Here is a 14,438-nt window from a genome sequence, read left to right on the forward strand (position 1 = left end):
GTATGATACGGAAGTTGGTGGTACCAAAGTGGATAACGACAATTAACAGATGGCTTTGATCATGGCACTTAAACCTGTTTTCATCAGTTTTATTCTTATCACGTTGTTGGGTGTGGCAAATGTACAGGCCGCGACCGATAGCCAATATTGGGCCTACTGGGATAAATCTAACGACTGGAACCGTGAGGCCATCAATCACCAAGCGTGGGATAACATCCTAAAGCACCATGTAGTAAAAAAAGAAACCGGTGTTAACCGGTTCCGTTACGGTGAATTGAATCACAGCGACAAAAAATCATTATCAAAATACATCGATACGCTGTCGGCAACCGACCCGAGAAAATACAGCCGCAAGGAGCAGCAAGCGTATTGGCTGAACCTGTATAACGCATTGACGGTGAAGGTCATCAGTGACCACTATCCGGTTAAAAGCTTTTCAGAGATCGGTTCAAAGCATTCATCAAAGGGCCCCCTGAACAGCCAATTAGTCAGCGTGACTGGACAATGGCTCTCACTGAATGATATTGAAAACCGAATCTTGCGACCCATCTGGAAAGATCACAAAGTACATTTCGGACTGAATTGTGCTGATATGAGTTGTCCCGGACTGTTGCCGGTAGCCTTTACCGGTAATAACGTGAAAGCTCTGCTGAAAGAATCGGGCAGAGAGTTTATCAACCACAAGAATGGTGTCACTCTCAAAAATGGTCGCTTGACAGCATCAAGTATGTTCAGCCAGTACAGAGAAGATTTTGCACGCGACGACAAAGCGCTGCTCAAGGTGTTTGCACACTATGCAGATGATCGGTTGGCCCTATACCTGTTAGGGTTTCAGGGAAAGATTGATTATATACACGATCGCAGTCTTAACTCTTTCTAGAATTAATCTCATAAACACTGCATATCTAATTAACAGATAACACTATTTATGGTGTAGATATGAAAAGAAAAAAAGAACAATCTATCTGGATTAGATTGTTAAGAACAATATCTTCATTGGCTCTTATCGGTGCAACTACCTACGTTATAGTTGCAGGATTTAACCTTATAGCAGCAGTGGTACTGATTTCTTCCTTTGGTGGCATAGCAGGACCAGCGGTAATGGCTGCTGATAGTGCACTTGAATGTGTTACAGGCTTTTTTGAATTGCTGTTAGACGGTATTCTTTCTATCTTCGAAATTATTGGCGATATATTCAGTTCAATCTTTGGCTAACCTGGTGTGGCAGTAATCAAAATCAAGGTCGATGACGAGCTCTAAGGGGCAAAGCTAACGCAATCGCATATAGTTTGCCCCTGAGACAGGTTTTATCGCTTTTGATTGGACTGTGTTGGTTATTCTTCAACACCGCCATGCGCTAAAGACCATTCCACAGGCGCATTAAGGAAAGACTCAATTTCCGCAATGGATTGGTTGTCCATACGGTTCTCAGCTTTACAGACATTCAATACGTCATGCCAAGTGGTCAGATAATGTAGATTTACGCCAATATCTGCCAGCTTTTCCCTTGTTCCCGGGAAGATATCGTAAAAAAAGATAACAAAAGTATCGCTGACCTCGGCACCTGCATGACGCAATGCTTCGCAGAATTTGATTTTGCTGCCACCGTCAGTGGTCAGGTCTTCCACCAATAGAACCCGTGAACCTTCCTTCAGGTCGCCTTCGATTTGTGCATCTCGGCCAAAACCCTTGGGTTTCTTGCGCACATACTGCATTGGCAGGGAGAGGCGTTCAGCAAGCCAGGCGGCAAAGGGGATACCGGCAGTTTCGCCACCTGCAACAGCATCAATGGATTCAAAACCGATATTTCTCAAAATGGTCGAAGCACCAAAGTCCATCATGGTGGCGCGAACACGTGGGAAAGAGATGATCTTGCGACAATCAATATAGACTGGGCTGGCTTTTCCTGAAGTAAGTTTGAATGGATCGTTTGGTCTGAAATTAATAGCTTCAATTTCAAGCAACATTTTTGCCGTCATTTGTGCGATCAGATCCTGGTCAGGAAAACTGTTGAAAGACATAGTAGCTCCAGTCTAATAACGGCAAGGTTACCCGTTAAAAAATTCATTAGTGATTGATATTGCAAGAAGCGCGAATTTTGCCAGAACAAGGGAGGGCAGTACAGGTTTTGCGCCATTACCAATACAGACAATATTCTTCATACGCTAAATTTAACATAATATACATTATGCGCAGTTTGGTCTGGGGCGGGTAAGACCGAAATCCAGAAGTTACTTGGCTATTGAAGCGTTATGCAGGGTCAAGACGTTTGTCAGGTTGGAACTACTCTGCTATGGATTCAATGGTTTTTAAGTGCGTGACGCCAGAAGGCGGAATTACCAGGTGCAACGGCTGTCACCAATGACGCAAGGACAAATCATTACAGTGGAGACGGCCAGCGTGAATCTCCCCATTGGTCCACAGCGTTCAGGTGGTCATAGATGAGCAACATAGTAGATGGTGTGTCGCAATTATGTGCACAAAGCATAGAAACAAACTTAAGTAGTTAATTTATCTTTTGTTATTTCAGTTAGGGCAGATCTGACTGGATGTTTATAAACATTGGATTGTATTAAGGCGTGTTCGATCATGCCCTACTTCAGACCAATATCAATAATCCTCGTTCCTTCAATGAAAAAAGTGTTCTAAGTATCTGTTTCGTAGTGTTATTGAAGGCAGCCCATATATAGAATTCATCACTGCCTGATGTCTGGGTGCCGCTCTGGGTTGTTCATACGGATAGAAGAAGGAATTCTCGCTCCCAGGAGCTGATAACACGAATAAAAGCCTCAAACTCTTCCAGTTTGACGTCAGTATAAGCCATCACAAAAAGCTCACCGAAAATTTCCTTGATCTCATCGCACTCATCCAGCGCGCGAATACCCTCCTCCAAGCTTCTGGGCAACATGATCTCTTCCTCGTAGGCGTTACCGCTGTGTGGAGGCGTAGGCTCAATACGGTTTTTGATTCCCAGGTAGCCGCAGGCAAGTGACGCAGCGACTGCCAGATAGGGGTTCACATCAGCACCGGGAAACCGGTTTTCAATTCGTCGGGAAGCTGGTGTACAGTCCGGGATGCGCAAACCCGCTGTACGGTTGTCATAACCCCAGCAGAGGTTGATGGGTGCTGACACATCTTTTGTGAAACGCCGGTAAGAGTTGACGTTTGGCGCAAAGAAGGAAATCACGCTATTTGAGTATTTCTGTAATCCACCAATGTACCAGCGGAAGTAGTCACTCTCCTCGCCCGTTTCGGTGGAAAAAATATTCTTGCCGTCTTGATCGTTAATACTCTGGTGCAGATGCAAGGCACTCCCCGGCTCATTTTTCATAGGCTTGGCCATGAAGGTGGCGTAGATATTGTGCCTCATGGCCACTTCACGGATGGTGCGCTTGAAGATGAATACCTGATCAGCAAGATCCAGCGCATCACCATGCAGAAAATTGATTTCCAGTTGTGCGGGTCCGGACTCGTGAATCAACGTATCGACATCCAGCTCCATCACGTTGCAGTAGTTATACATATCTTCAACAAAGGGCTCGAATTCATTGGCGGCATCAATACTGTAGGACTGACGGGCTGTCTCAGGACGGCCCGAGCGCCCTGTTGGCGGCTTCAGTTCAACATCTGGGTCGAGATTGCGTTCGATCAGGTAAAACTCCACTTCGGGGGCTACGATAGGATGCCACCCCTCCTGCGCATAAAGATCCAAAACCTTTTTCAGGACATTGCGCGTGGAAAGCGGATGCGGGTTGCCATCCTTGTCAAAACAGTTGTGGATGATCTGTGCTGTGGATTCGTTAGCCCAGGGCACTTTGCGAACTGCTGAAAGGTCAGGTTCCAGAATCATATCGCCATCACTGGAGCTATAGACGCCCCAAAAGCGATCACTAAAATCTCCGGTTACAGTCTGTACCAAAATACTCTCGGGCAACCGGCTCTCCTCCTTGAGAAATTTGTTCGCCGGGATAAACTTGCCACGGGCCGAGCCTGTCATATCTGGCACCAGACATTCCACTTCGCTGATATTATTGGCCTTCAGCCAATCAGCCAGCTCCTGATCTTCCTGCATAGCAAAATCCTTAAATTTACCTGCTGCATGGTAGTGTATACCTAATTATTTATTTAAATTAGCGCGATTTCTCTGTGATTGGGCCAGGTCATGACAAAACTACGTCAATATCCAGATTGCTACTATGAAGCCAGTCGACGCTACGATTTGTCGTGTCCCGTTCTGGGCGAGGATATCTCCGTTGATGTCTGTATTATCGGCGGTGGTTATACCGGTTTATCCACCGCGCTGCACTTGAGTGAAGCTGGCTGCAAGGTGGCCGTTCTGGATTCTCACCACATTGCCAGTGGTGCCTCGGGTCGCAATGGCGGTCATGTGGGCACGGGGCAACGACGCCACCAGGAGGATCTGGAAAAACTGTATGGCACAGCCATTGCCGCAAAGCTTTGGCAAGCCGGGCTGGACGCTGTGGCACTGGTTAAAACATTGATCGAGCAACATCACATCAATTGTGATCTCCAGAAAGGCATCCTGCATGTGGCTCACAAACCCCGCTACACGGCAGATTTTCGCGCAGAAGTCGATTTTCTCCAGCAACGCTATGGTTACACCCAGGCACGTGCCATTTCCAGGGATGAAGTCTCTGAGCTGCTGGGAACTTCTGTATTTTACGGCGGACTGCACGATACCGCTTCCATGCACCTCCACCCGCTAAACTATGCATTGGGTCTAGCACAGGCCTCCAAAACAGCTGGCGCGCAACTGTTCGAATACAGCCCTGTGGCGTCATACCGTAGCCAGGGGCAGGATATTACGGTTTCCACAACCAATGGCTCTACCGTCAGGGCCAAACACCTGGTGCTGGCATGCAATGGCTACCTGGGTAATCTCGAACCTCGTATATCCGGCAAGATCATGCCCATCAACAATTTTCTGGTGGCCACCGCCCCCTTGGGAGAGGGACTAGCGAACTCTCTGATTCGCAATCGTCTGGCCGTTCAGGACTCTCGTTTCGTGATTAATTACTGGCGCTGCAGTGAAGATGGCCGCCTTGTTTTTGGCGGAGGGGAAAGTTATCGGTCATCCCTGCCAAGCAATATCGCCGGCATCGTCAGAAAGCGCGTGTTGGCGATATACCCCCAACTGGAAGATGTTCCCATTGATTATGCCTGGGGTGGGAAACTGGCTATTACCCTACAGCGTATGCCTCATGTGGGTCGCCTACAGCAAAATATCCATTACGCCCATGGTTATTCCGGTCACGGTGTGCCGACAGCAACTTTTCTGGGAAAAGCCATCGCAGAGGCAATCTGCAGTAACAGTGAACAGTTTGAATTGTTTGCAGGTTTGCCTGCCAGGACATTTCCCGGCGGCACCCTGCTGCGCTGGCCAGGCATGGTGGCCGGTATGCTCTACTATTCGCTGATGGACCGGTTCTGAAGCAGGAGATATTGATAGTTCATGCGGTACTTTCTGTTTACGAAGGTTCACGCATGGTCACGAATTCTTCGGCGGCTGTCGGGTGAATACCGATCGTGGCGTCAAAATCGGCCTTGGTAGCGCCTGCTTTCATGGCGACAGCCATGCCCTGGATAATTTCCCCGGCGCTCTCCCCCACCATGTGACAACCAATCACCCGATCAGTGGAACGCTGAACGATGAGCTTCATGAAGACCTTGCCATCTCCACCACCAAGGGTTTCTTTCATAGCCCGGAACCGGCTGCGGTAAATGGACAGATCGTCGCCGTATTGTTCCCGTGCCTGAGCCTCGGTCAACCCAACTGATGCACTGTTCGGCTGGCTGAATATCGCCGTTGGAATATTGCTGTAATCCACGGCAGTGGGAGTGCCTGTGGTAAGCGTTTTGGTAAGTGCCATACCTTCGGTAATAGCTACCGGTGTCAGCTCTACACGCCCGATCACATCACCTATGGCATAGATTGAAGGTTCTGCAGTCTGGAAATAGTCATCCACCACAATTGAACCATTGTCACGGCATTCAACCGCGGTGTTTTCAAGCCCCAGCCCGTCGATTAGTGGACGACGGCCGGTCGCGTACATGACCAGGCCCGCCTCAATGCTTTCACCGTTGTTAAGCAGCGCAGCGTAGCCGTTTTCAATCGTCTCAATTTTCTCGATATCGGTTGAAAAATGTATCTTAACCCCTTGTTTTTCAATTTCTTCTTTGAGGGTATTTCGAACATCTTCATCAAATCCCCGCAGGAATAGTGGCCCTCTGTACAGTAGATGTGTTTCCACTCCCAAACCGTTGAAGATACCAGCAAACTCCACCGCAATATAACCACCACCGACGATCACAATACGTTCTGGAAGACTCTCGAGGTAAAAGGCGTCGTTAGAGGTAATGGCCAGTTCACTACCGGGAAAGCTCGGCACAAATGGAGTGCCACCAGTGGCAATAAGAATATTTTTACATTGGTAGACCCGACCGTTGACCTCGACTTCGTGTGGACCAACAACTTTTGCCCAACCTGTCACCAGTTCAACACCGGAGTTATCCAGTAGGTTGCCGTAAATACCATTGAGGCGTTCAATCTCGCGATTTTTATTGTCCCGCAACGTAGGCCAGTCAAACTCGGATTCACCCAATTGCCATCCAAAGCCCTTGGCGGCACGGAATTCCTCAGCAAAAGATGACGCATAAACAAACAGCTTTTTGGGTACACAGCCGACGTTAACGCAGGTGCCGCCGAGGTGCTGGGCCTCGGCAACCACCACGCGCAACCCCCGTTGAGCACACATACGGGCGGTACGCACCCCACCGGAGCCCGCACCGATGACAAACAGGTCAACGTCATAATTGGCCATGGGTATTCTCCTTAAAGCCGTGTTTAGCCCTTGAACCAGGACAACTGATCATGAAGTTTGACCACATCACCCACGATGATCAAGGTCGGGGCTTTGGCTTCGGCCTTACGCACGATGTCCGGTAACGTGGTCAGATTGCCGATAAATACACGCTGGCGAGCCGTTGTGCCCTTTTCCACCAGGGCGGCTGGCGTCGTGGCTGACTTGCCACGTGCAATCAGCTCCTTGCAGATGCTCTCCAAGCCACTGAGCCCCATATAGAACACCAGAGTCTGATTGGCTGACACCAGATCCTGCCAGTTGAGGTCGAGAGAATGGTCCTTTAAGTGTCCCGTGATAAAGCGCACGGACTGGGCATAATCCCGATGGGTCAGCGGAATGCCGGCATAACTGGCACAACCCGAAGCGGCGGTGATTCCAGGGACCACTTGAAATGGCACACCCCGTTCTGCCAAATGGGCAATTTCCTCGCCGCCACGCCCAAAAATAAAGGGATCCCCGCCTTTTAGGCGCAGCACTCGCTTGCCCTGCAGGGCATATTCCGCAAGTTTTTCATTGATATTTTCCTGGGTGACAGGATGATCACCAGCAGTTTTGCCCACATAGATGAGTTCGGCATCTCTACGCACCAGCGCCATTACCTCTTTCGACACCAGGCGATCGTAAAGCACGATATCGGCTTTCTGCATCAAACGCAGGGCCCGGAAGGTCAGCAGGTCGGGATCACCCGGACCACCGCCCACCAGATAGACTTCACCGACGCTGGAAGGCTGATCTTGCTCGAGGCGCTGCTCGAGACGCTGATCCGCCTCTTTTAGACGTTCTGAGTAGACCAGCTCAGCAATATCTCCCTCAAACACATTTTCCCAGAACGCTTTGCGATCAAGACCGCTGTGAAATCGGGTCTTTACTCTGTCTCGGTACTTGCCTGCCAAAGCTGCCAACTTGCCGTAACCGGATGGGATGAGTGCCTCCAGGCGAGTACGTAACATACGGGCCAACACCGGAGCATTGCCGCCACTACTGATGGCGATCTGTACAGGTGAGCGATCGACAATGGAGGGGAACACCACGGTACACAGCCCCGGACTATCCACTACGTTGACAGGAATATTGGCAGCCTGGGCAAGCTGTGAGACCTGAGCATTGACAGTATCGTCATTGGTGGCAGCTACCACCAATACCGCACCCGCAATGTCATCTTCGGCAAAAGGACGCTCCAGAAAGTTCAGAGTCTGATTTTTTGCCATTTCGCGGATGGCCTGATTGACCTGAGGAGCAACTACTTCAATGGAGGCACCAGCATCGGCCAGCTGACGCAATTTACGCAGAGCGACGTCCCCTCCCCCGACTACCAGACAGCGACGGCCGCGGAGATTGTGAAAAAGCGGCAAGAGATCCATAGCTTAAGTCTGGCCCAGAAGGAAGTGTTCAGCCAATAGCGGTCTGGCCACCCATGTAGGGTTGCAACACCTCAGGGATGGCAATACTGCCATCGGCTTGTTGATAGTTTTCCATCACTGCCAGCAGCGCACGACCCACGGCCAGCCCTGAACCGTTGAGCGTATGTAGCAACTCGGGCTTGCCGGTTTCAGGGTTGCGCCAGCGGGCCTTCAGGCGGCGGGCCTGAAAGTCACGAAAATTACTGCAGGAAGAGATTTCCCGGTAAAGTTGCTGGGATGGCAACCACACCTCAATGTCGTAAGTGCGGGCAGAAGAGAAGCCCAGATCGCCACCACAAAGAATAATGGTGCGATACGGTAAGCCGAGTTTCTGCAAGATTGCCTCAGCATGACCGGTGAGCTGCTCAAGGGTCTCAGTTGATTCTTCAGGACGGACAAATTGTACCAGTTCCACTTTTTCAAATTGGTGCTGGCGAATCATGCCCCGGGTGTCCTTGCCATAACTGCCTGCTTCGCTACGGAAACAGGGGGTATGACAGGCAAATTTAACCGGCAATTGAGCGGCGTCGATGATTTCATCCCGGAACACATTGGTCACCGGCACTTCGGCGGTAGGAATCAGGTAAAAATCCCGGTCATCCGTCAGTTTGAACAGATCTTCTTCAAATTTGGGTAGCTGCCCGGTGCCATATAGGGAATCGCTATTCACCACGTAGGGCACATTGATTTCCTGATAGCCGTGCTCCCCAGTGTGGGTGTTGAGCATAAACTGAATCAGGGCACGGTGCAGGCGGGCGATTTCGCCCTTCATGACCGCAAAGCGGGAACCGGTGATCTTGGTGGCTGTTTCAAAATCCAGCAGCCCGAGACTGGCGCCCAGATCCACATGGTCCTTTACATCGAAGTCGAATTCCCGAGGCTCACCCCAGCGACGAATTTCGACGTTATCATCCTCAGTCGCACCCTGTGGCACCACGGGGTCCGGAGTGTTGGGCACACCGCTCAGGTACGCGTCGAGTTGTTGCTGAACGCTCGCCAGTGCAGTTTCTGCCTCGCTACAGGCTAGTTTCAGGGCCTCCCCTTTTTCCTTGAGGGGCTCAATATCTTCCCCTTTAGCCTTGGCTTCACCAATGGCTTTACCCATGGACTTTGCGTAGGCATTTCGCTCAGCCTGCAGTGACTGGGCTTTATCCTGGAGCTCCTTACGGGAAGCTTCCCATTCGTTCAGTTTATCAACATCCAGGGTGAAACCTTTCACGGCAAGCGCAGCGGCAATGGTCTGTGGCTCTGAACGAACCAGTTTTGGATCCAACATGGGAGGGGAATATTCCTAAAACAATCGGGTCAATACAATGGCGCCCAGCGTTCCCGCAAGACACAACACAAGATTCAGGGCGACATAGGCGGCCGCCAACGCAAGGTGGCCATTTTGCCACAAAGCGAGGCTATCAAGCGAGAACGTAGAGAATGTGGTGAAGGCGCCAAGAAACCCCACCATCAGTAAATTGCGCAACTCTGCTGGCAGCACACCACGCTCGATAATCAGTACATAAAACATCCCCATGAGTACGGAGCCAACCACGTTCACCACCAGCGTCCCCATCGGGAATCGCCCACCCATCGTGGGATAGATCAACGCATTGACACCGAAGCGCCCCATTGCCCCCAGGGCGCCGCCGACTGCCACCATCACCCACTGCATCATTCAGCATCCTCATATCGTTTTACCGGACTCTGTTTGTCGAGGCCGCGCAAGTGATCGAGTTTTTCAGCGATCTGTTTTTCCAGCCCCCGCTCAGTCGGGAAGTAATAACGACTGTCTTTCAATTCCGGGGGAAAGTAGCACTCCCCCGGCGCATATGCACCTGGTTCGTCGTGGGCATAGCGGTATTCTGCCCCGTAATCCAGCTCTTTCATCAATTTTGTAGGCGCATTGCGCAGGTGAAGTGGTACATCATAGGTAGGCATCTGGCGGATATCAGCGCGGACACGGTTAAATGCCTGGTAGACGGCATTACTTTTTGGTGCTGCAGCCATATAAACCACCGCCTGCGCCAGGGCCAGCTCTCCCTCCGGGCTCCCCAACCGCTCTTGGGTATCCCAAGCGTTCAATGCCAAAGTGAGTGCACGTGGATCGGCAATACCAATATCTTCGCTGGCCATTCTGACAACCCGCCTTGCAATATAGAGGGGGTCACAGCCCCCATCCAGCATACGGGCATACCAGTACAGTGCTGCATCGGGCGAAGACCCTCTTACCGCCTTGTGGAGAGCGGAAATCTGATCGTAAAAATATTCGCCTCCTTTATCAAAGCGCCGAGTATCACTGACCAGCACCTCTTCAATCACTGCCCTGTCGATGGTTTTTCCCATGGCGAGGTCACTGGCAATTTCCAGCAGGTTTAAAGCCTTGCGGGCATCACCATCGGCTGCACTGGCGAGTAACTCCAGGGCATCGTCAGCAATAGATAACTGACGATCTCCAAGGCCACGTTCATCGACCAGGGCGCGGCGCAAAATTGCGATAATGTCTTTCTGTTCAAGACTTCGCAGAACGTAGACACGACAGCGGGAAAGCAGCGCATTGTTGAGTTCAAACGAGGGGTTTTCTGTGGTGGCTCCGATTAGTACTACTGTGCCATCTTCCACATAGGGCAAGAAGGCATCCTGCTGTGACTTGTTGAAGCGATGCACTTCATCGACGAATAGAATGGTCTGGCGCCCGTGGATGTCACGCTCCTCCTGAGCTTTTGCCACAGCGGCACGAATTTCCTTAACCCCAGCAAGAACAGCGGAAACTGATTCCAGATGGGCGTCAACGGAGTCTGCAATAATTCTCGCCAGGGTTGTCTTGCCAACCCCTGGGGGGCCCCAGAAAACCATGGAATGGAGCTGACCGGCCTGAATGGCCTCCCGCAGAGATTTTCCGGTATCCACCAGGTGAGCCTGACCGCTGAACTCCTCCAGCGTGCGCGGGCGCATTCTGGCCGCCAAAGGTTGCCCGATATCGCGACTGAACAGGTCCCTACTCATCGCCGATAATATCTACCCCTTCCGGGGGGATGAACATGAACTGATCAACTGTCCATGGGGGATTGCGCTGGAGATTATCAAAATGAATATCGGTTTTCTGGCCCAGTGTATCCCACAGTGCCATGGTCACGGGTGAGAGCCCCTCAAATCGAAGTGTGACTTTTTCGTAGAGGCTGTCTGCTTTATTGGGCAGTAGTGTAAACAGTGCTGACGTACCCTCTTCTTCCAGAGACACGCTATAGCTGTCTTCCAGGGCTTCCAGGTCGCCAATAAATAGAACTGCTGGCGTTTTACCGAGATCAGCATCAAATGGTTTGATGGTGACCTGCTCAAGGTCAGGATCATACAACCACAATGTTTTGCCGTTGGTGACGATCAACTGTTCAAAGGGTGCATCGGTATTCCATCTGACCCTGCCCGGCCGTGCCGCCAGCATATGTCCACTAGCCTGTTGCACAATGTCACCCTCGGCAGCATAGACCGTTTGTTCGAAGTCGGCCGAAAGGCTCTCCAGATCACTCATACGTATCCGCAGTTCACCGTCCGCCGGCTGCCCGCCCGCATAACAGATGGCAGACATCGTGAGCAATAAACCGGTGAATAATGTTCGAATCATTGCGTTAAAACCGCAGACAGTTGTTGATGGCAAGTTAATCACGCCCTGGTCCCGGAGCCAGTACTTCCCGGTTGCCATTGGTTCCCATCTCACTAACAACGCCAGAGGCCTCCATTTGCTCGATAAGTCTGGCAGCACGGTTATAACCGATACGCAGTTTGCGTTGCACGGACGATATGGAGGCTTTACGTGTTTGTAACACAAAGGCGACGGCTTCATCGTAAAGAGGGTCCGATTCTGCGTCTTCACCACCTTCTCCACCTTCAGTCGTATAGCCGGGGACCTGGATGTTACTGATAGCCACTTCATCAAGAATATCTTCAAGATATTCGGGTTCCCCGCGCCGTTTCCAGTCAGCCACTACCCTGTGCACCTCGTGGTCATCCACAAAGGCGCCGTGTACACGAATAGGGACACTGGTTCCCGGTGGCAGATATAGCATGTCTCCATGACCAAGTAATTGTTCTGCCCCACCCTGATCAAGGATGGTACGGGAGTCGATCTTTGACGAAACCTGGAAGGCAATACGTGTCGGCACATTGGCCTTGATCAACCCGGTAATTACATCGACAGAAGGGCGCTGAGTCGCCAGTATCAGGTGAATACCGGCTGCCCGGGCCTTCTGGGCAATACGTGCGATCAACTGTTCTACCTTCTTGCCAACGATCATCATCATGTCGGCAAATTCGTCAATCACAACGACGATATAGGGCAGTTTTTCCAGACTGGGGGCTACCTGCCCTTCTCCGTCTTCAGCAAACAGGCTGGCGTGCTCATCTGGCTGCCAGAGAGGGTCCGGTATCGGGTTCCCTGCTGCAGCGGCATCGGCAATTTTGCGGTTATAGCCTGCGAGGTTGCGCACGCCCATCGCAGCCATCAATTTATAGCGCCGCTCCATTTCACCTACACACCAGCGCAGACCACTGGCAGCATCTTTCATATCGGTGATCACTGGCGTCAACAGATGCGGGATACCGTCATAGACTGACAGCTCTAGCATTTTGGGGTCGACCAGTATCAGACGCACATCTTCCGGGCTGGCTTTATACAGCAAGCTCAGCAGCATCACATTGATACCGACTGACTTGCCTGAGCCGGTTGTTCCAGCCACCAGTAGGTGAGGCATTTTTGCCAGATCAGCGACCACCGGCAACCCGGAAATATCGTGCCCAAGCGCCAGGGTCAGAGAAGATTTAGCGCTTTCATAGGTTTCCGAGGATAGCACTTCACTCAGTCTGACCATTTCACGGTGTTCATTGGGGATTTCAATGCCTACCACCGATTTGCCAGGAATCACTTCAACAACCCGCACACTGACCACCGCCAGTGAACGTGCCAGATCTTTGGCAAGATTACTGATACGGCTAACTTTGACACCAGCGGCAGGCTGTATCTCAAAGCTTGTCACCACCGGGCCAGGCAATACCTCGACAACTTCAGCACTAATACCGAAATCCTGTAGCTTAAGCTCCAGTTGCTTGGACATGGCTTCCAACGATTCCTTGGAATAGCCCCGATTATGACTGCCATCATTTTTATCCAGCAGGTTGATAGCGGGTAATCCCCCGCTGACCGGTTCATCAAACAGCGAAACCTGTTTTTCCTTTTCAACACGGACGCTCGGCACTTCACGTTTTGGCAACGCCTTGATAGTGGGCGGAATCCTGCTTGCATCTTTTTCGGCTCGCTTGGCCTTCACATCCTTGCGGTGTTGCTGGGCGACTTCAGCCTGTCTGTTTTCTTCACGGCGAACCCGGTAGTTAGAAACCCCCTGCCTGAGTCTCTCAACCCCACGCAGGGTTAAGCGCCCTGCTCCATCAATTACCGCCAACCAGGACAGATCGGTAAACACGGTCAAACCGAACAGGAACACCGCTAACAGCAGCAGTGTGCTGCCCACGTAGCTGAATGCTGTTGCAGCGGCATTGGCAACAGATGAGCCAAGAATACCCCCGATACCGAAAGGCAACGGCGTCGACATCGCGCCATACTGCAGAGCCGCTAGCGAGGTTGCACACACCATGACCAACACCAGGCCCAGAATTCGCAGAGCGAAGACTAATCCATCAAATTCTGCCCCCTGCTCACGATGGGCACGGAATACATGCCAGGCCCGTACCGCCAACAGCAAAGGAAAAAGATACGCGATATAGCCGAACAAGGAGAAAAACACATCAGCCAACCATGCACCCATCGGTCCGGCGGCGTTTTCGACAACGTCGACATTTCCGGTATTGGACCAACCGGGATCGCTGGGAGAATAGTTAACAAATGCAAGTAACAAATAGGCACAAATGGCCAGCCAACTGATCAGGGCTCCTTCACGCAGAATCAATTTGACGTGCGATGGCGGGTGCCCTTCATCAGGCACCGGCTTTTTTTGAGGCTGTTTGGCTTTACTCAACGGAGAACCCGGCAGTTATACATGTGAATGCTATTGTAATGGCAGTAGATGGAAATACCAGCAACCCAAATCCGGATTAGTTCACTATATTCGGACAATAGTGAAATGCTATTTTGTCTCTTATAGACCTTTCATTATGA

General features: G+C 51.1%; 12 protein-coding genes. 3 read left to right on the plus strand and 9 right to left on the minus strand.

Going from position 1 to position 14,438, the window contains the following annotated elements; all coding sequences use genetic code 11:
- Positions 1-61 precede the first annotated feature (61 nt).
- Entirely contained in the window at positions 62-880 is an 819-nt protein-coding gene (locus Q8A57_RS09970; protein ID WP_305170960.1) for a DUF547 domain-containing protein, read from the plus strand.
- Positions 881-939: 59 nt separating this feature from the next.
- Positions 940-1,215, plus strand: coding sequence for a hypothetical protein (locus Q8A57_RS09975; RefSeq protein WP_305170961.1), 276 nt, complete (start codon positions 940-942; stop codon positions 1,213-1,215).
- A 119-nt stretch (positions 1,216-1,334) separates the two neighbouring features.
- On the opposite strand, the gene Q8A57_RS09980 is transcribed toward Q8A57_RS09975, so the two are convergent.
- Positions 1,335-2,021, minus strand: coding sequence for an orotate phosphoribosyltransferase (locus tag Q8A57_RS09980; protein ID WP_305170962.1), 687 nt, complete (start codon positions 2,019-2,021; stop codon positions 1,335-1,337).
- Between the two features lie 710 nt (positions 2,022-2,731).
- Positions 2,732-4,072, minus strand: coding sequence for a glutamine synthetase family protein (locus Q8A57_RS09985; RefSeq protein ID WP_305170963.1), 1,341 nt, complete (start codon positions 4,070-4,072; stop codon positions 2,732-2,734).
- A gap of 90 nt (positions 4,073-4,162) precedes the next feature.
- Here Q8A57_RS09985 and Q8A57_RS09990 point away from each other — a divergent pair, with 90 nt between their 5' ends.
- Positions 4,163-5,452 carry an NAD(P)/FAD-dependent oxidoreductase gene (locus tag Q8A57_RS09990; protein WP_305170964.1) on the plus strand — a complete coding sequence of 430 codons (1,290 nt, stop codon included), beginning with the start codon at positions 4,163-4,165 and terminating at the stop codon, positions 5,450-5,452.
- A gap of 37 nt (positions 5,453-5,489) precedes the next feature.
- Here Q8A57_RS09990 and gorA read toward each other — a convergent pair whose 3' ends face one another.
- From gorA to Q8A57_RS10025, 7 genes are read right to left on the minus strand one after another with little or no spacing between them, the layout of a single operon-like run.
- Positions 5,490-6,842, minus strand: a complete 1,353-nt coding sequence (gene gorA / locus Q8A57_RS09995) for a glutathione-disulfide reductase (RefSeq protein WP_305170965.1) — start codon at positions 6,840-6,842, stop codon at positions 5,490-5,492.
- 23 nt (positions 6,843-6,865) lie between these two features.
- Positions 6,866-8,245, minus strand: a complete 1,380-nt coding sequence (cysG, locus tag Q8A57_RS10000) for a siroheme synthase CysG (protein WP_305170966.1) — start codon at positions 8,243-8,245, stop codon at positions 6,866-6,868.
- A gap of 28 nt (positions 8,246-8,273) precedes the next feature.
- Entirely contained in the window at positions 8,274-9,560 is a 1,287-nt protein-coding gene (serS, locus tag Q8A57_RS10005) for a serine--tRNA ligase (protein ID WP_305170967.1), read from the minus strand.
- 15 nt (positions 9,561-9,575) lie between these two features.
- Positions 9,576-9,950 (minus strand): fluoride efflux transporter CrcB, encoded by a 375-nt coding sequence (gene crcB, locus Q8A57_RS10010; protein ID WP_305170968.1) that lies wholly within the window; start codon positions 9,948-9,950, stop codon positions 9,576-9,578.
- Entirely contained in the window at positions 9,947-11,278 is a 1,332-nt protein-coding gene (locus tag Q8A57_RS10015) for a replication-associated recombination protein A (protein WP_305170969.1), read from the minus strand. Before Q8A57_RS10015 ends, crcB begins: the two co-directional genes overlap by 4 nt.
- Entirely contained in the window at positions 11,271-11,894 is a 624-nt protein-coding gene (gene lolA / locus Q8A57_RS10020) for an outer membrane lipoprotein chaperone LolA (RefSeq protein WP_305170970.1), read from the minus strand. Before lolA ends, Q8A57_RS10015 begins: the two co-directional genes overlap by 8 nt.
- 34 nt (positions 11,895-11,928) lie before the next feature.
- The gene (locus Q8A57_RS10025; RefSeq protein WP_305171045.1) at positions 11,929-14,265 is read right to left on the minus strand and encodes a DNA translocase FtsK; all 2,337 of its coding nucleotides are present in this window, start codon (positions 14,263-14,265) and stop codon (positions 11,929-11,931) included.
- Positions 14,266-14,438 lie beyond the last annotated feature (173 nt).

The organism is Porticoccus litoralis, assembly GCF_030676955.1.
GTDB classification, from domain to species: domain Bacteria; phylum Pseudomonadota; class Gammaproteobacteria; order Pseudomonadales; family Porticoccaceae; genus Porticoccus; species Porticoccus litoralis.

Excerpts from the sequence above, each read along its gene's own strand:
- Q8A57_RS09970 (WP_305170960.1), top strand. The coding sequence starts at position 62 with ATGGCACTTAAACCTGTTTTCATCAGTTTTATTCTTATCACGTTGTTG.
- Q8A57_RS09975 (WP_305170961.1), top strand. The coding sequence starts at position 940 with ATGAAAAGAAAAAAAGAACAATCTATCTGGATTAGATTGTTAAGAACA.
- Q8A57_RS09980 (WP_305170962.1), bottom strand. The coding sequence starts at position 2,021 with ATGTCTTTCAACAGTTTTCCTGACCAGGATCTGATCGCACAAATGACG.
- Q8A57_RS09985 (WP_305170963.1), bottom strand. The coding sequence starts at position 4,072 with ATGCAGGAAGATCAGGAGCTGGCTGATTGGCTGAAGGCCAATAATATC.
- Q8A57_RS09990 (WP_305170964.1), top strand. The coding sequence starts at position 4,163 with ATGACAAAACTACGTCAATATCCAGATTGCTACTATGAAGCCAGTCGA.
- gorA (WP_305170965.1), bottom strand. The coding sequence starts at position 6,842 with ATGGCCAATTATGACGTTGACCTGTTTGTCATCGGTGCGGGCTCCGGT.
- cysG (WP_305170966.1), bottom strand. The coding sequence starts at position 8,245 with ATGGATCTCTTGCCGCTTTTTCACAATCTCCGCGGCCGTCGCTGTCTG.
- serS (WP_305170967.1), bottom strand. The coding sequence starts at position 9,560 with ATGTTGGATCCAAAACTGGTTCGTTCAGAGCCACAGACCATTGCCGCT.
- crcB (WP_305170968.1), bottom strand. The coding sequence starts at position 9,950 with ATGATGCAGTGGGTGATGGTGGCAGTCGGCGGCGCCCTGGGGGCAATG.
- Q8A57_RS10015 (WP_305170969.1), bottom strand. The coding sequence starts at position 11,278 with ATGAGTAGGGACCTGTTCAGTCGCGATATCGGGCAACCTTTGGCGGCC.
- lolA (WP_305170970.1), bottom strand. The coding sequence starts at position 11,894 with ATGATTCGAACATTATTCACCGGTTTATTGCTCACGATGTCTGCCATC.